This window comes from Cytobacillus sp. FSL R7-0680 (genome assembly GCF_038009245.1).
Lineage (GTDB): Bacteria > Bacillota > Bacilli > Bacillales > Cytobacillaceae > Cytobacillus > Cytobacillus kochii.
Window position 1 is genome coordinate 877,593 of record NZ_JBBPAO010000001.1, and the last position, 16,609, is coordinate 894,201.

A 16,609-nucleotide genomic window follows, 5' to 3' on the forward strand; every position below is an offset into this window, starting at 1 on the left:
TTGGCTTGTTTCTTTTACTTGTCAAAGGGATTGTTATTATGTAAGCGCTTTATCAAATAGTTAAACTGTTCTACCTTGTCCTCCTTTAACATATTTTAATGAAGAGGGAGGCTGGTGTTATGAGAAAAATTGGATACACGCTGGTAATAGTCATTAGTGGATTTTTAATCGTTGCGAACCCGTTAACAGATCAATATATGTCTTTAGCCCTGAATGAAAGCATATCGGTAAGTAAAGTAGATGATCCGCTTTTAATAGAAATAAAGGAGCAAGCGAAGACGTTTGAAGTACCTGCCAAGGATGCTGTTATAGATAGAGTATGGAAGGCGATTCCAGGATTAAATGGACTAAAGGTTGATGTGAATGCATCTTATAAAAAGATGAAAAAGGACGGGTCCTTTGATAAAGAGAAACTCGTATTTTCCGAAGTAAAACCAAAAATCCATCTAGAAGATTTAGAACCTTCACCGATTTATAAGGGCCATCCAGACAAGCCGATGGTTAGTTTATTAATTAATGTAGCTTGGGGAAATGAGTATCTTCCTAAAATGTTGGAAACATTAAAGAAACATAATGTAAAAGCAACGTTTTTTTTAGAAGGAAGATGGACGCAAAATAACCCTGATTTAGCAAAAATGATTGTTGCCGCAGGGCACGAAATTGGCAATCATTCTTATACGCATCCTGATTTGAAAGTTGCTTCTGATCAAAAAACGAAAGAAGAAATTGCGAAAACTAACGAAGTCATAGAGGCGACGACTGAACAAAAGGTGAAATGGTTTGCCCCCCCAAGTGGTAGTTATCGTAATCAAACCGTCAACATTGCTAATGGGCAAGGACTACTTACTGTGATGTGGACTGTCGATACGATAGATTGGCAAAAACCATCACCTGAAACGATTATTAATCGTGTAGTCAATAAAGTAGAAAATGGTTCAATGGTCTTAATGCATCCAACAGAATCAACAGCAAATGCACTGGACAGAATGATTGTAGGGATTAAAGACAAAGACTTACAAATTGGGACAGTGACATCCTTATTATCAGAGGAAAGAATCGGATCACACGAAAAGCCGAAAAAATAACAAGCGAGATTTTGCAAAAAATAGCAACAATAGATACACTTATGTTATTCTACCATCATGAGTCTTTTTTTCTAATGAATGATAAACAGTTGTTTTGAAAAGCATTTCGTATCATTCGGAAAAAAGACAGCTTGCAAACAGAACAGGAGGAGCATGCTTGATTAAAAGATATACTTGCAAAAATGGAACAAGAATCGTATTAGAAAATATTCCGACTGTCCGCTCTGTTGCCATTGGCGTTTGGATTGGAACAGGATCAAGAAATGAAGATAAAGAGAATAATGGGATTTCCCACTTTCTTGAACATATGATTTTTAAAGGTACAGAGTCAAAAACAGCTAGAGAAATAGCGGAGTCTTTTGATAGTATTGGTGGACAAGTGAACGCTTTCACATCAAAGGAATATACATGCTATTACGCAAAAGTACTGGATACTCACGCCTCATTTGCGTTAGATGTACTAGCAGATATGTTTTTCAACTCTTCCTTCGATAACGAAGAGTTGAAAAAAGAGAAAAATGTTGTCTACGAAGAAATTAAAATGTATGAAGATACACCGGATGATATTGTCCATGATGTTTTAAGCAAGGGTGTATATGAAAGTCATTCATTGGGGTACCCTATACTCGGAACGGAAGAAACACTAGAAACGTTTAACGGGGACACATTAAGAGACTATATGCATAATCACTATATACCTGAGAATGTTGTCATCTCCATTGCAGGTAATGTGCCTGAATCATTTATTAAAGAAGTTGAGTCGCATTTTGGTACATATACAGGTGGTAGTCCGGCAGTAAACGAAACAGTACCTACTTTTCACAATAATAAGATCGCCAGAAAGAAAGAAACGGAACAAGCGCATCTTTGTTTAGGGTTTAACGGACTTCCAGTCGGTCATGATGATATGTATCAGTTGATCGTTCTAAATAATATTCTTGGTGGTAGCATGAGTAGTCGCTTATTCCAAGATGTGAGGGAAGATAAGGGGCTCGCTTACTCTGTGTTTTCTTATCACTCTTCTTTTAAAGATAGTGGCCTGGTTACAATATATGGCGGTACCGGTGCGAAACAAATGAATGTTCTTTTCGAAACGATTCAGAACACATTAGACGTTTTAAAACGAAACGGAATAACAGAAAAAGAATTAGTCAATAGTAAAGAGCAATTAAAAGGTGGCTTAATGCTAAGTTTAGAAAGTACAAATAGTCGCATGAGCCGTAACGGCAAAAATGAACTATTGCTTGGATCTCATCGTACATTAGATAAAATTATTGAAGAAATTGATGAAGTATCAATGGATGAAGTCAATGAAATGGCGAAAAAGATCTTTACAGATGACTACTCATTAGCCTTAATTAGTCCAGATGGTGAATTACCTCAAGGGCTATAAATAAAAGAGAACAATTTCCCGTTTGTTAAGATAGGAAATTGTTCTTTTTTTATTATAAAAATTATATTTTCTTTAGCCTTTGTTCTTTTTTAAAACCGCACGAAAACAACTTAATTCTCCCCATATAGTTGATGTGAGGACATTAGAAGGTCGGGTGAAGGTCACATGATCAAAAAAGGTTAATCCAGCTTCGTGAATCATACGATTGAACATGTCTAGATCGATGGTAGGATAATCACATGTTAAAATAATAAGTCCATCCTCTTTTAATACACGTTTAAACTCTACAAGGCTTTTATATATATCCTCAATACTTAAATGTTCAATAACGGAAATACAGAAGATTTTATCAAATAGTTGCCCACTGTATGGTAAATCAGTTAAGGAACAGCAATTCATAGATAAGTTGTTTAACAATCGCTGTACATTTCCTTCTTGTATGTCGTCATGTGTATATGTTTCCTTCATATCTAACAAAATGGCTTTACTGTCTAATAATCTCTCATCGATATCACAGGCAAAAGTGTGTTTGCATATCTCACTTAGATAAAATTTTAAGGGATGCCCCAATCCACAGGCTGCATCGAGAACAATTTCATTTTTGTCTGCAAAATTTTTTGCCCATTCATACTCATAGGGTCTTGTTTCCCATTCCTTAGGTAACTGGAAGACAAACTGCTGAGATTTCGGATCGTCAGTTGTAATAAACCTAGAATCTGTTATGTTTTTCATTTCATTTCCTCCTCACTTAGCATTTTATTGTATGTGAATAAAGATGAGTCGCTACCTCACTATTTAATAACTTTTCCTATTTAAAGTGTTTTTTTAAAGTAAGGAGTTTCGTCCTTCATTCTTTATCAATCTTCTCTTCACAACTAAGGTTCAAACTTAGAGTCTATTCTTTGTTAGAGAACTCACCGAATAGGTCATTTCTACATAAGATGTTGAAGTAATTGAGTAAAAGAACATAAAAAGTTCTTTAAAAGAAGGTGAGTGTTGCATGCTGACAGGATTACAAATTGCAGTGATCGGCGGAGATGCAAGGCAGCTTGAGGTCATTCGTAAGCTGACAGAATTGGATGCAAAATTATATTTAGTTGGTTTTGAACAGCTTGACCACGCTTTTTCTGGTGCAGTAAAGGAGAAGTTAGATGAAGTTGACTTTACATGCATTGACGCCATTATATTGCCAGTGCCTGGGGCTGGGGTGGATGGACAGATTGATACAATTTTCTCTAATGAAAAAATTACAATAAATGAAGAAATTTTAAAGAAAACACCGCAACATTGTAAAATTTATTCTGGTATTAATCCTCCTTATCTTCAAGAAATTTCAACCAAAGCAGATCGTGAAGTTGTTCAATTATTTAATCGTGATGATGTCGCAATATACAATTCAATCCCCACTGTTGAAGGTGCATTAATGATGGCCATTCAACATACTGATTTTACAATTCACGGATCAAATGTGACTGTATTAGGACTAGGAAGAACAGGTATGAGTATAGCTCGTGCATTTCATGCTTTAGGAGCTAAAGTGAAAGTAGGAGCTAGAAAAAGCGAGCATATAGCGAGAATAACTGAAATGGGTCTTACGCCTTTTCATTTGAGTGATATTGAAGAAGCCGTTGTGGATACAGATATATGCATTAATACAATTCCCGTACAAGTCGTGGTGGCGTCAGTAATAGCGAAAATGCCAGTTCATACGCTCATTATTGATTTAGCTTCTAAACCGGGTGGTACGGACTTTAGGTACGCAGAGAAACGCGGGGTCAAAGCACTATTAGCACCTGGCCTTCCAGGAATCGTTGCACCAAAAACAGCGGGACGTATTTTAGCTAATGTTCTTTCACAATTGATTTTGGCTAATTTTGATGAAAGGGAGGATAAACAATCATGAATTTAAAAGGGAAAAAAATAGGATTCGGGTTAACTGGGTCGCATTGCACATATGATGCCGTTTTTCCGGAAATAGAGAAGTTAGTCGGGGCAGGAGCTGAAGTAATACCAGTCGTGACTTTTACAGTTCAAAACACGGTGACAAGATTTGGCGATGGAGAAGATTGGATTAAAAGAATAGAAGAAGTGACTGGGAATAAAGTCATCGATTCTATTGTAAAAGCAGAACCATTAGGTCCGAAAATCCCATTAGATTGCATGGTTGTTGCCCCATTAACAGGAAACTCCATGAGTAAATTTGCAAATGCTATGACAGATTCTCCAGTGCTTATGGCTGCCAAAGCAACATTAAGGAACGAAAAACCAGTTGTACTAGGTATATCGACTAATGATGCACTTGGCTTAAATGGCACAAATCTCATGCGTTTAATGTCAACAAAAAATATTTATTTTATCCCATTTGGGCAAGATGACCCGGTGAAGAAACCGAACTCAATGGTCGCCCGTATGACCGCATTATCTGATACAATAGTGAAAGCAATAAATGGTGAACAGATTCAGCCAGTCATTGTAGAAAGATACAAAGATGGTAACTAAGTTCGAGATTTATCATAGTTCCTTTTGTTAACTCATGAATATTTAGCAGACGACGGCTTTCGCCAGTAGACTTGGCGATAAGCCATGTTTTCTCATAAAATTTTATTTTTTAATGCGGGAATATGATAAAATATAAAATAATCTTAGTATACTATCTCTAGCTCGCTCTCATAGCTGAAATACGACTGAAAGATAGTCGCTCACTTGTTTGTTAGCTGAAAGGTAAACTAAAAAATATCAATCATTATGTTGGCCGGAAGGAGAAATGGTTATGACAGAGAAAAAAGACTTCCATGTAGCTGTAGTAGGAGCAACAGGAGCAGTAGGTGAACAAATGTTAAAAACATTGGAAGAGCGTGCTTTTCCGATATCAACGTTGAAAGTATTATCTTCGTCTCGCTCAGCTGGGAAGAAGATTCAATATAACGGTAAGGAATATACTGTAGAAGAAGCTACACCTGATAGTTTTGAAGGTGTAGATATTGCCTTGTTTAGTGCAGGGGGAAGTGTATCCAAACAATTAGCTCCAGAAGCGGTAAAGAGAGGAGCAATTGTGGTTGATAATACGAGTGCATTCCGTATGGATGAAAATACTCCACTCATCGTACCTGAAGTAAATGAAGAAGACTTGCATAACCATAATGGCATCATTGCCAACCCCAATTGTTCAACCATTCAAATGGTTGTAGCGCTTGAACCGATTAGAAAAGCATTTGGTTTAAATAAAGTGATTGTCTCCACTTATCAAGCAGTCTCTGGCTCAGGGCAAGCAGCTATTGATGAATTGCAAGAGCAAACAAGAGCGATCCTAGATAATCAAGCATACACGCCTGAAGTATTGCCAGTAAAGGGTGATAAAAAGCATTATCAAATCGCTTTTAACGCCATTCCTCAAATAGATAAATTTGTTGATAACGGTTATACATTTGAAGAAATGAAAATGATTAATGAAACGAAAAAAATTATGCATCTGCCTTCTTTACCAGTCGCTGCGACTTGTGTTCGTCTACCCGTAGGAACTGGTCATTCTGAATCTGTGTATTTTGAGATTGATCAGGAAGGCATTAACGCAAAGGATATAAAAGCTTTGTTAAGTACCGCACCAGGTATAGAACTACAAGATGACCCTGAACAGCAAATTTATCCAATGCCAGCAGATTGTGTTGGTAAATCAGAAGTGTTCGTCGGTCGTATTCGCAATGACTTAGATGAGCCAAAAGGGTTCCATATGTGGGTCGTTTCTGATAATCTACTAAAAGGTGCAGCCTGGAATTCTGTACAAATCGCAGAAAGTCTTGTTAAATTAAAGTTAGTGAAATAAATTGCAATTACTCGAGGTGTTAAGATGAAAATCGTCGTTCAAAAATTTGGCGGTACATCGGTAAAAAATGAAGAAGGCAGGAGTCATGCATTAAGGCATATTAAAAATGCCGTTCAGGAAGGGTTCAAAGTGGTAGTTGTTGTTTCTGCAATGGGAAGAAAGGGAGACCCTTATGCAACAGACACGTTATTATCACTTGTTGGTGCGCCCATTGCCAAAATCAATAAACGTGAAACAGATTTATTACTATCTTGTGGAGAAGTTATTTCAAGTGTTGTATTTACGAATATGCTTTTAGAAAATGAGCTAACGGCGACCGCATTAACAGGTGCGCAAGCTGGTTTTCGTACAAATCATGATCATATGAATGCGAAAATTATTGATATGAAATGTGAACGTTTAAAAAACGAGTTAGAATTACATGATGTTGTTGTCGTTGCAGGCTTTCAAGGATCAGCTAGAAATGGTGATACAACGACGATTGGACGTGGCGGTAGTGATACTTCAGCAGCTGCGCTAGGTTCTGCCCTTAATGCAGAGTGGATTGATATATTCACAGATGTTGAAGGGATTATGACAGCTGATCCGCGGATTGCACAGAATGCACGTTCTTTGGATGTCGTAACTTATACGGAAGTTTGCAATATGGCTTATCAAGGTGCAAAGGTTATTCATCCACGGGCAGTTGAAATCGCGATGCAATCAAAAATTCCCATTCGTATCCGTTCCACTTATACAGACGGTTTAGGGACCCTAGTTACGGCTGTTACGAAACAAAGTAGAGGAACAGATATAAAAGAAAGGCCGGTTACCGGGATTGCACATGTAGCGAATATTACGCAAATTAAAGTGGTTGCTAAAGAAAATCAGTATGACCTACAATCAGAGGTTTTTAAGGCAATGGCTAAAGAAGGCATTAGCGTTGATTTCATTAATATTTATCCACATGGAGTAACCTATACAGTGACCGAAGAAATGACCGATAAAGCGATACAAATTTTAAATGGATTAGGTCATGAACCAAAAGTGGAAAGAGGCTGTGCGAAAGTTTCAGTTGTCGGTGCAGGTATGCAAGGTGTACCTGGTGTTGCCTCTAAAATTGTAACAGCACTTTCGGAACAAGGCATTAGAATTATGCAATCAGCAGATAGCCATACGACTATTTGGGTTTTAGTTGAACAAGAAGATTTGCCGAAAGCAGTCAATGCACTCCATGATGCCTTTCATTTAGAAAAAGATCAAGTAGAAATGATATAAGTGATTATTAAAAAGAGGTGTAAAAATGGTTTTATTCGGAAGAGTTTCAACAGCAATGGTTACGCCATTCGATATCAATGGGCATATTGATTTTGCAAAGACAACTCAGTTGATCAATCATTTGATTGAGAATGGGACAGATTCTCTTGTTGTTGCTGGAACAACAGGCGAATCACCTACGTTAACGAAAGAAGAAAAGCTTGCTTTGTTTAAACATGTAGTGAAGGTAACGGATGGACGCGTGCCAGTTATTGCCGGTACAGGTAGCAATAATACTTACTCATCCATTGAATTAACGAAAAAAGCAGCAGAAATTGGTGTAGATGCCATCATGTTAGTCGCTCCTTATTATAATAAGCCAAACCAAGCTGGCTTATATGAACATTTTAAAGCGATCGCAGCAAGTACAGATTTGCCTGTTATGTTATATAATATTCCAGGTCGATCATCTGTTAATATTGCACCTGAAACAATTATTGAACTATCCAAAATTAAAAATATTGTCTCTGTAAAAGAAGCGAGTGGTGATCTTAATGCAATGACGAAGATTATCGCTGAAACAGATGACGATTTCTTGTTATATAGTGGCGACGATGGTATCGCTTTACCAGTCTTATCCATTGGTGGAGCAGGTGTTGTATCAGTGGCCTCACATATAATCGGCTCTGAAATTCAAGAAATGGTGCAAGCATTTTTAGATGGACACTATCAAGAGGCTGCAAAATTGCACCAATCCTTACTACCAATAATGGAAGCGATGTTTGCAGCGCCAAGTCCTGTACCAGTTAAAACCGCTTTGCAGGTCAAAGGCCTTGATGTCGGTTCGGTGCGTTTACCAATGGTACCACTTTCTGAACAAGAAAGAGCTACACTGATTGCCATTATTAAATAGTTAGCAAAAAAATCTGAACGTTCATTCCCACCTTAGGGTTTGAATTGTTCAGATTTTTTTTGTGATGCCATAACATATTTACACTGGATAGTGGAGTAAAAAGGGGGCTCTTCGTATATTTCACACAAATCTAAAATATATTGAGCAAACATAAGTAGTGCAGCTATCCTTGGAGAAGTTTTCGCATACTAGCTGAACTAGAGATATTTAAATCTTTGATTACTACTATTTAGTCCTTGTTAAATCCAAACCCAATATATCAATCTGGATGAAGGAAGTTTACACGTTTCTTGAGTCTTTTACGTTCTCTTTTTTAAAAGCAAGACTAACTGAATTATTAAAAACTTGATATTAGGTATCACTTTTTGAGGAGAGTATTTGCTAAAGTAAAATTATCCTTTATTGTGCCGTCTTCTTTAATTACTAAAGTGTTTAATTACTTAATTTAACTGGATAAATTGCTTAATAACCGCAAAAATGCATAAATTTGGTTGTTATTATTTTCTTAGTTAAAGTATAATGGGAATAACTGATTTTGATCGGGTGAATGAACTATAGGAGGATACATAAGTGAAAAGACAGAACGAAAGCATCAAGTTAGCAGCACTAGGTGGAGTTGGTGAATTAGGAAAGAATATGTACATAATCGAAGTTGATGAGGATTTATTCGTAATCGATGCAGGTTTAATGCTTCCAGAGAACGAAATGCTTGGAATTGATACGGTTATTCCAGATTTCACCTATCTTATTCAACAAAAAGATCGTGTGCAAGGAGTATTTTTAACCCACGGACATGAAGACCATATTGGAGCTTTATCTTATTTGCTTCGTCAAATTGAGGCCCCGGTATACGGAACTAAGCTTACGATTGCGTTAGCAAAAGCAAAAATGAAAGAGCAAGGATTTAAAGGGAAAGCTAAACTAGTGGAAATACATAGTGATACTGAACTACACTTTGATCATTGTGAAATTTCATTTTTTAAAACAAATCATAGCATCCCAGACAGTGTTGGGGTATGTATTCATACCTCACAAGGCAGTATCGTCTACACTGGGGATTTTAAATTTGACCAAGCGGCTGGCCCACTTTATAAAGCCGAAATTGGAAAAATGGCTAAAATCGGAGAAAATGGCGTTTTGTGCTTATTATCTGATAGTACAGAAGCAGAAAAGCCGGGCTACACAAAATCTGAAGCTGAAGTATTAGATGATTTAGTGAAGCATTTTTATCAAGCAAAAGGGAGAGTCGTAGTAGCTACATTTGCGTCTGAGTTAATTAGGATTCAACAAGTATTTGACGCTGCGAAACAGACTAACCGAAAAGTAGCAATAGTAGGAAGAAGTTTGCAAAAAATATATGATATTGCCATCAGATTAGGGTTTTTGGATATTTATGAAGACGTAATGGTTTCTATGAACGATGTGAAAAACTTGGCAGATGAAGAAATCATTTATTTAGTGACAGGTACGCAAGGAGAGCCAATTGATGCGCTGTATAAGATGGCGAAAAACTCTCACCGTCAAGTGCATATTCAATCTGGAGATTATGTGATATTCTTTGCTTCTCCTTTGAGAGGTTCGGAAGTTTATTTATCAAAAACAGTTGATGTATTGTTCAGGGGCGGAGCACATGTGGTCTCAGGTAAAGGGAGTTTTAATACATCTAGTCATGGTAGCAAAGAAGAGCTTAAATTCATGATTAATTTAATGAATCCGAGATATTTCTTTCCTGTTCATGGAGAATATAGGATGTTAAAGGCACATGCAAAAGTAGCTGAGTCGACTGGTATGGAAAGTGAAGCTATTTTTATTCCTGAAAAGGGAGAATTATATGAAATAGCAAAAGGAACCATGAAAAATGTGGGGAAAATCCCAACCGGACATGTATTAATTGATGGCAGTGGTGTAGGTGATGTTGGTAATATTGTCCTTAGAGATCGTAAGTTATTATCTCAAGATGGGATATTACTTGTGGTTGTTACGTTAAACAAAAAACAAAAAATCATTTCAGCAGGACCAGAAATTATTACAAGAGGATTTGTTTATGTTAGAGAATCTGAAGAATTACTTGCAGAAGCAAGCAAATTGGTAAAAGAAATTGTTGAAGCCAAACTATCGAAAGAAGCTTTCGACTGGTCAGGTATCAAACAAGATATGAGAGAAGGTCTCAATCAGTTCTTATTTGATAAAACAAAACGTCGTCCGATGATCTTACCGATAATTATGGAGTCCTAAAAAAGCAGGCAATTACGTATTCGTGGTTGCCTGCTTATATTTTTATTTCGATAATAGATATCTTCGTTTCTAAAAGCATTAGTAGAATGAAAATCCCATCCCTGTTCATACTAAATATATAAAAGTTTGAAGGGAGAAGTCTTATGGATTTTGAAATGAATGGGAATGATCAAGAGCAACAACCTAAAGAAGATAAACAATCGCCTTTAATGGAAAAGATACAGCAATTAGGTCAAACAAATGTACCGCAACTATCTCAAGATTCCAAAATTCACTGTTTGACTATCGTTGGACAAATAGAAGGGCATTTACAACTACCGCCACAAAATAAGACAACAAAATATGAACATCTTATCCCTCAGATTGTAGCCATTGAGCAAAATCCAAAAATAGAAGGTTTGTTAGTAATATTAAATACTGTAGGTGGAGATGTAGAAGCAGGATTAGCGCTTGCTGAAATGTTAGCATCATTGTCGAAACCTACAGTTTCAATCGTGTTAGGTGGTGGACACTCAATAGGTGTACCTATAGCCGTATCTTGTGATTATGCCTATATTGCTGAATCAGCAACGATGACCATTCACCCCATTCGGTTAACCGGCTTAGTAATTGGGGTGCCACAAACTTTTGAGTATTTAGATAAAATGCAAGAACGCGTCATTAACTTTGTAACAAAACACTCACAGATTACTGAAGAGAAGTTTAAAGACTTAATGTTTGCTAAAGGAAATTTGACAAGAGATATTGGAACGAATGTGATTGGTGCTGATGCTGTTGAATTTGGTTTGATTAATGAAGTAGGTGGTATTGGCCCAGCCTTAAAAAAACTTGAGGAGTTAATTGAAAACAATGAACATCAGGAGGGGCTTGTGCAATGATATTATATACAGCCATGCCAAGTGAATGGATATACCAAGCTGAACCATCTGAATATGCGAAACAAAAAGTGGTTAACTTTGAAGGTATCCCGTTACTAGTGGAATTAACTAGTGGTTCTGAATATCGTGTAATCCAAGTAATGAGTACGGACCCAAATGATTTCATGAATGAAAATATTGGACCTGGAGTAAAAATCACCCTCAGTTAAGTAAAAGATGGATGAAATTATGCTATAATAAATGAACAAACGTAGAGCAGCCACTAAAAGGCTGCTCTCTTCTTTCATGCATCATTCAAGTACTTATAAATCAGGTGATAAAATGGCGAAAAAAAAGAAGCGTAAAACGCGTAAAAAGCAACAAGTGAGACAAACTTTAAAATATGAATTAACTGCTCTAGTGATGCTCGCATTAGCAGTGATTGCTATAGCGAAATTAGGGGCAGTAGGTGGAGCAATCGTACTTTTTTTCAGGTTTTTTACCGGCGAATGGTACATGCTTTGTTTAATTGGATTAGTGATTTATGCAGGATTTCTAATGTGGAAAAGGGAGAGACCTGATCTCTTTCATATGAAATTAGTGGGCATGTACTTCATCATTAGTGCACTTCTTTTATTAAGTCATGTAACGTTATTTGAATTACTTTCAAATGGGGGAGCATTTACCGACCCAAGTGTAATCATGAATACATGGCGTCTCTATTGGGGTGAGGTGACAAATCAAGCCAGCACTTCAGATTTAGGTGGAGGCATGATTGGAGCATTAATGTTTGCCGTTTTCTATTATTTATTTGATGAAGCTGGCTCAAAAATTATTGCATTCCTCTTGATTATCGTAGGAATTATATTAATTACAGGGAAAACTTTTGGCCCTGCGATGGGCGATATGACCATTTCATTTGCTCAATTTCTAAAAAAACAATGGCTAGCATTTCTTGATGATGTAAAAGGTTGGGTAAGTAAAAAGAATAAGCGCAATGCTAAACCTCGTACGAGAAGAAGTAAAGAGAATCAAGAAGAGCCGGCAATAACAATCCATAACAGCTCAGAAGACATGGATAAAGACAATACACCAGAAGAACCAATTATTTCTAGCTTTTCTCAAAATGCTTATGATCAAGAACAAGATGTTACAGTCCCGGTACAAGGGATAAGCGAGAGACAACCGGAGGACGAAGAGCAGCAAGATGAGACTGTACCACCGATTACATTTACAGAAGTGGAAAATAAGGATTATAAACTACCACCAATGAAATTATTAAAGGCACCTAATCACACCGACCAAAGCGGTGAATATAAACTTATTCATGATAATGCAGCAAAGCTTGAGAGAACCTTCCAAAGCTTTGGTGTCAAAGCTAAAGTAACCCAAGTTCATCTTGGACCGGCAGTAACCAAATATGAAGTACATCCTGATGTAGGTGTGAAAGTAAGTAAAATTGTTAGTTTAAGTGACGACTTAGCACTTGCGTTAGCAGCAAAAGATATCCGAATTGAAGCACCAATTCCAGGGAAATCAGCTATCGGGATAGAGGTACCGAATTCAGAAGTTGCGATGGTTTCCTTAAGAGAGGTCATTGAACCTAAAGGTAAAGATCGCAATGATTCAAAACTATTAATCGGTTTAGGAAGAGATATTACTGGCGAAGCTGTCACGGCAGAGTTGAATAAAATGCCGCATTTGCTCGTCGCTGGAGCGACAGGAAGTGGGAAGAGTGTTTGTATTAATGGCATTATTACTAGTATTTTAATGAGAGCGAAACCTCATGAAGTGAAATTGATGATGATTGACCCAAAAATGGTAGAGCTTAATGTATATAATGGCGTCCCACATTTATTAGCGCCTGTTGTGACAAATGCCAAAAAAGCTTCTCAAGCACTGAAAAAGGTTGTAAGCGAAATGGAGAGAAGATATGAATTATTCTCCCATACAGGCACAAGAAACATAGAAGGTTATAATGAATTTATAAAAAGGCAAAATAAAATAGAGGAAGCTAAGCAACCACTACTCCCTTACATCGTTGTTATTGTTGATGAGTTAGCGGACTTAATGATGGTTGCTTCATCGGATGTTGAGGATGCAATCACTAGATTAGCACAAATGGCTAGGGCAGCTGGTATTCATCTAATCATTGCGACTCAACGTCCTTCAGTAGATGTCATCACCGGTGTGATAAAAGCAAATATTCCATCAAGAATTGCGTTTGCTGTTTCTTCTATGACGGATTCAAGGACGATTTTAGACATGGGCGGAGCAGAGAAGTTATTAGGAAGAGGCGATATGTTATTTATGCCAGTCGGCGCATCAAAACCTATTCGGGTACAAGGCGCATTTTTATCGGATGATGAAGTAGAAGAAATTGTTGATTTTGTCATTGGTCAGCAAAAAGCGCAATATCAAGAAGAAATGATTCCCGATGATTTACCAGATTCACAAGCAAGTGAAGTTGATGACAAATTATATGATGAAGCAGTTGAGCTTGTCATTGAAATGCAAACAGCCTCTGTTTCCATGTTGCAAAGGAGGTTCCGTATCGGTTATACGCGAGCAGCGAGGTTAATTGATGAAATGGAGCTGCGAGGAATCGTCGGACCTTATGAGGGAAGTAAACCAAGAACAGTACTCGTCAGCCAAAGTATGGATGAGGCATCTTCTTAAAAATATATTTAACGCTTTTTAGCAACACAGCTTTAATCAACAATTGAAAGAAAGTATGTACAAAGAATAGGTTAATATTTATTATAAATATGACCTATTCTTTTTTTAAAGGTTTCTAAAATATTTTAGTAGCATTTGATTTTTATCAAAAGAAGCCTATAACGAAAGGGAAAATAAATAAACAAAACTCTTTAAGACATCAACTATGAGTCAACAAATGTGAAAAATATTCACTTTTTTCACTATCTTTTTCGACATTTTTTGAAAAATATGTTTCTTTATATTTAGAAAAATGGTATAGTATTTTCGATTAGTAGAGATGATTGAACATCAGAGGTCTGATGTCTTGAGATTTGGATTTGGAGGAGCACAGCATGTCTATTAAGTCAGATAGCCGCCATTTGTATTTACAAGTAATTGATCGTTTGAAGCAAGATATTGATAAAGGAATTTATAAAGAGAGAGAAAAATTACCTTCAGAATTTGATCTTGCCAAACAATTAGGTGTCAGTCGTGCGACATTAAGAGAGGCATTAAGGATATTAGAAGAAGAGAATGTCATTATTCGTAGACACGGTGTCGGCACTTTCGTAAATACAAAGCCATTATTTACATCAGGAATTGAACAGTTAAATAGTATCACTAATATGATTACCCAAGCAGGTATGCAACCTGGGACTATATTCCTTAGCTCAGAGACGCAATGTCCAAGTGAGGAAGATATCAGACTTTTTTCCTGTTCAGCAGATGAAGAAATCTTAGTAGTAGAACGGGTGAGAACGGCAAATGGTGAACCTGTTGTTCATTGCTTGGATAAAATGTTGGCGAAGCATATTCCAGACTCTATCTCTTGGGAAAAAGAATCTATTTTTGAAAATTTGGAAGAAAAAACAGGCAGAAGAATTACATATGCGGTCTCTGAAATTGAACCGATTGGTTATCACGAGAAGGTCTCACCTATTTTAGATTGTAGCCCTGAGACAGCTCTACTCGTTCTTAAGCAGATGCATTACACTGAACAAGACGAGCCATTACTCCTCTCGGTTAACTATTTTAGAGCAGACAAATTTAGCTTCCATGTTCTTAGAAAACGGATTAACTAATCAATCATACTCATCTACTAATGTAAACCAATTCCTTAAGGGGGACAAAATGAAAAAACGTAAACTTGGATTAGTACTTTCTTTTGCACTAGCAGCAGGTACCATTTTAGGAGCATGTGGTTCTTCAGAAGAAAACGAAAAAGGATCAAGTTCAGAAGGCAACAAAGAAGAGTCATTCACGGTTGCAATGGTAACAGATGTTGGTGGCGTAGATGATAAATCATTTAACCAATCTGCATGGGAAGGGATTAAAGCTTTTGGTGAAGACAATGGCTTAGAAGAAGGTAAAGGTGGATACACTTACCTTCAATCCCAATCTGATGCTGATTATGCAACAAATTTAAATAACTTAACTCGTCAAAAATTCAATTTAGTGTTTGGTGTTGGAGCGATGATGCATGATGCGATTGCTGAAATTGCCGAACAACAAAAAGATAGCCAATTTTCAATTATTGATTCAGAAGTAGAGGCAGATAATGTAGCTAGCATTATGTTTAAAGAACAAGAGTCAGGTTTCTTAGCTGGTGTCGTTGCTGCAAATGCAACAAAAGGGGATACAGTTGGTTTTATCGGCGGTATGGAACTTCCTGTTATTGAACGCTTTGAAGCAGGGTTTATTGCAGGTGTTAGAGCTGTAAATCCAGATATTAAAGTAGAAAGCAATTACTCAGGTGCATTTGACAAAGCAGAGCTTGGTCAATCAATAGCCTCTAAGATGTATGCTTCTGGTATTGATGTCATCTTCCATGCGGCTGGTGGAACAGGTAATGGATTATTCAAAGAAGCACGTGACTTAAAAGGAAAAGATCCAGAGAGAGAACTTTGGGCAATTGGTGTTGACGCAGACCAATCAGCAGAAGGGGTAGTCGGAGATCATAATATTATCCTTACATCTGCTATGAAACGTGTAGACGTTGCTGTACAAGATATCGCTACTAAAGCAAAAGATGGGAACTTCCCTGGTGGCGAAACTACTGTTTACGGTTTAAATGAAGATGGAGTGACTTTGGCACCAATCAACGAAGAGTTCGCTGCCAAAGCGGAAGTTGAAACACAAGTAAACGAATGGATTGAAAAAATTAAGAGTGGAGAAGTTACTCCTCCTCAATCAGTAGAAGAAGCGAAGGCATTTACAGCAGAGTAATGAGGAAAGGAATAAGGGACTTGAAATCTCTTATTCCTTTTTAACTTAAAAGGTTAATTGAAAAGAATAACAAATTATCCTTTTCAATTAGGTTTTTAAAGATAAGCCTAAAATTTCATTCATGGATGTTCAATCAATCATAAA

The 16,609-nt window shown here is 37.0% G+C and carries 14 protein-coding genes; 13 read left to right on the plus strand and 1 reads right to left on the minus strand.

Going from position 1 to position 16,609, the window contains the following annotated elements; translation table 11 throughout:
• Positions 1–119: 119 nt before the first annotated feature.
• Positions 120–1,085 (plus strand): polysaccharide deacetylase family protein, encoded by a 966-nt coding sequence (locus MKY26_RS04525; RefSeq protein WP_322909240.1) that lies wholly within the window; start codon positions 120–122, stop codon positions 1,083–1,085.
• Between the two features lie 157 nt (positions 1,086–1,242).
• On the plus strand, positions 1,243–2,478 hold the full coding sequence (locus tag MKY26_RS04530) for a M16 family metallopeptidase (RefSeq protein WP_307314370.1): 1,236 nt from the start codon (positions 1,243–1,245) through the stop codon (positions 2,476–2,478).
• A gap of 72 nt (positions 2,479–2,550) precedes the next feature.
• On the opposite strand, the gene MKY26_RS04535 is transcribed toward MKY26_RS04530, so the two are convergent.
• Positions 2,551–3,210, minus strand: coding sequence for a class I SAM-dependent methyltransferase (locus tag MKY26_RS04535; RefSeq protein ID WP_322909242.1), 660 nt, complete (start codon positions 3,208–3,210; stop codon positions 2,551–2,553).
• A 268-nt stretch (positions 3,211–3,478) separates the two neighbouring features.
• Here MKY26_RS04535 and dpaA point away from each other — a divergent pair, with 268 nt between their 5' ends.
• The 11 genes from dpaA (at position 3,479) to MKY26_RS04590 (ending at position 16,465) form a co-directional block, all read left to right on the plus strand.
• On the plus strand, positions 3,479–4,381 hold the full coding sequence (dpaA, locus tag MKY26_RS04540) for a dipicolinic acid synthetase subunit A (RefSeq protein ID WP_095369481.1): 903 nt from the start codon (positions 3,479–3,481) through the stop codon (positions 4,379–4,381).
• Positions 4,378–4,977: a dipicolinate synthase subunit B gene (gene dpaB, locus MKY26_RS04545; RefSeq protein WP_095369480.1), complete on the plus strand. Its 600-nt coding sequence runs from the start codon at positions 4,378–4,380 to the stop codon at positions 4,975–4,977. The genes dpaA and dpaB overlap by 4 nt, the downstream gene beginning before the upstream one ends.
• Positions 4,978–5,248: 271 nt before the next feature.
• Positions 5,249–6,298: an aspartate-semialdehyde dehydrogenase gene (gene asd, locus MKY26_RS04550; RefSeq protein WP_095369479.1), complete on the plus strand. Its 1,050-nt coding sequence runs from the start codon at positions 5,249–5,251 to the stop codon at positions 6,296–6,298.
• A 24-nt stretch (positions 6,299–6,322) separates the two neighbouring features.
• Positions 6,323–7,555: an aspartate kinase gene (gene dapG / locus MKY26_RS04555; protein ID WP_095369478.1), complete on the plus strand. Its 1,233-nt coding sequence runs from the start codon at positions 6,323–6,325 to the stop codon at positions 7,553–7,555.
• A 25-nt stretch (positions 7,556–7,580) separates the two neighbouring features.
• Positions 7,581–8,447 carry a 4-hydroxy-tetrahydrodipicolinate synthase gene (gene dapA / locus MKY26_RS04560; protein WP_095369477.1) on the plus strand — a complete coding sequence of 289 codons (867 nt, stop codon included), beginning with the start codon at positions 7,581–7,583 and terminating at the stop codon, positions 8,445–8,447.
• A 570-nt stretch (positions 8,448–9,017) separates the two neighbouring features.
• Positions 9,018–10,682 carry a ribonuclease J gene (locus MKY26_RS04565; protein ID WP_218971969.1) on the plus strand — a complete coding sequence of 555 codons (1,665 nt, stop codon included), beginning with the start codon at positions 9,018–9,020 and terminating at the stop codon, positions 10,680–10,682.
• A gap of 155 nt (positions 10,683–10,837) precedes the next feature.
• On the plus strand, positions 10,838–11,560 hold the full coding sequence (locus tag MKY26_RS04570) for a ClpP family protease (protein ID WP_233435397.1): 723 nt from the start codon (positions 10,838–10,840) through the stop codon (positions 11,558–11,560).
• Complete coding sequence (locus MKY26_RS04575) at positions 11,557–11,769, plus strand: YlzJ-like family protein (RefSeq protein WP_095369475.1); 213 nt, start codon at positions 11,557–11,559, stop codon at positions 11,767–11,769. The genes MKY26_RS04570 and MKY26_RS04575 overlap by 4 nt, the downstream gene beginning before the upstream one ends.
• Before the next feature lie 112 nt (positions 11,770–11,881).
• Complete coding sequence (locus tag MKY26_RS04580) at positions 11,882–14,218, plus strand: DNA translocase FtsK (RefSeq protein ID WP_341092221.1); 2,337 nt, start codon at positions 11,882–11,884, stop codon at positions 14,216–14,218.
• A 374-nt stretch (positions 14,219–14,592) separates the two neighbouring features.
• Positions 14,593–15,321, plus strand: a complete 729-nt coding sequence (locus tag MKY26_RS04585; protein ID WP_095369473.1) for a GntR family transcriptional regulator — start codon at positions 14,593–14,595, stop codon at positions 15,319–15,321.
• Positions 15,322–15,370: 49 nt separating this feature from the next.
• Positions 15,371–16,465 carry a BMP family lipoprotein gene (locus tag MKY26_RS04590; protein WP_095369472.1) on the plus strand — a complete coding sequence of 365 codons (1,095 nt, stop codon included), beginning with the start codon at positions 15,371–15,373 and terminating at the stop codon, positions 16,463–16,465.
• Positions 16,466–16,609: the final 144 nt, after the last annotated feature.

Excerpts from the sequence above, each read along its gene's own strand:
- MKY26_RS04535 (WP_322909242.1), bottom strand. The coding sequence starts at position 3,210 with ATGAAAAACATAACAGATTCTAGGTTTATTACAACTGACGATCCGAAA.
- MKY26_RS04575 (WP_095369475.1), top strand. The coding sequence starts at position 11,557 with ATGATATTATATACAGCCATGCCAAGTGAATGGATATACCAAGCTGAA.
- MKY26_RS04580 (WP_341092221.1), top strand. The coding sequence starts at position 11,882 with ATGGCGAAAAAAAAGAAGCGTAAAACGCGTAAAAAGCAACAAGTGAGA.
- dpaB (WP_095369480.1), top strand. The coding sequence starts at position 4,378 with ATGAATTTAAAAGGGAAAAAAATAGGATTCGGGTTAACTGGGTCGCAT.
- MKY26_RS04570 (WP_233435397.1), top strand. The coding sequence starts at position 10,838 with ATGAATGGGAATGATCAAGAGCAACAACCTAAAGAAGATAAACAATCG.
- dapA (WP_095369477.1), top strand. The coding sequence starts at position 7,581 with ATGGTTTTATTCGGAAGAGTTTCAACAGCAATGGTTACGCCATTCGAT.
- MKY26_RS04525 (WP_322909240.1), top strand. The coding sequence starts at position 120 with ATGAGAAAAATTGGATACACGCTGGTAATAGTCATTAGTGGATTTTTA.
- asd (WP_095369479.1), top strand. The coding sequence starts at position 5,249 with ATGACAGAGAAAAAAGACTTCCATGTAGCTGTAGTAGGAGCAACAGGA.
- dpaA (WP_095369481.1), top strand. The coding sequence starts at position 3,479 with ATGCTGACAGGATTACAAATTGCAGTGATCGGCGGAGATGCAAGGCAG.
- dapG (WP_095369478.1), top strand. The coding sequence starts at position 6,323 with ATGAAAATCGTCGTTCAAAAATTTGGCGGTACATCGGTAAAAAATGAA.
- MKY26_RS04590 (WP_095369472.1), top strand. The coding sequence starts at position 15,371 with ATGAAAAAACGTAAACTTGGATTAGTACTTTCTTTTGCACTAGCAGCA.
- MKY26_RS04585 (WP_095369473.1), top strand. The coding sequence starts at position 14,593 with ATGTCTATTAAGTCAGATAGCCGCCATTTGTATTTACAAGTAATTGAT.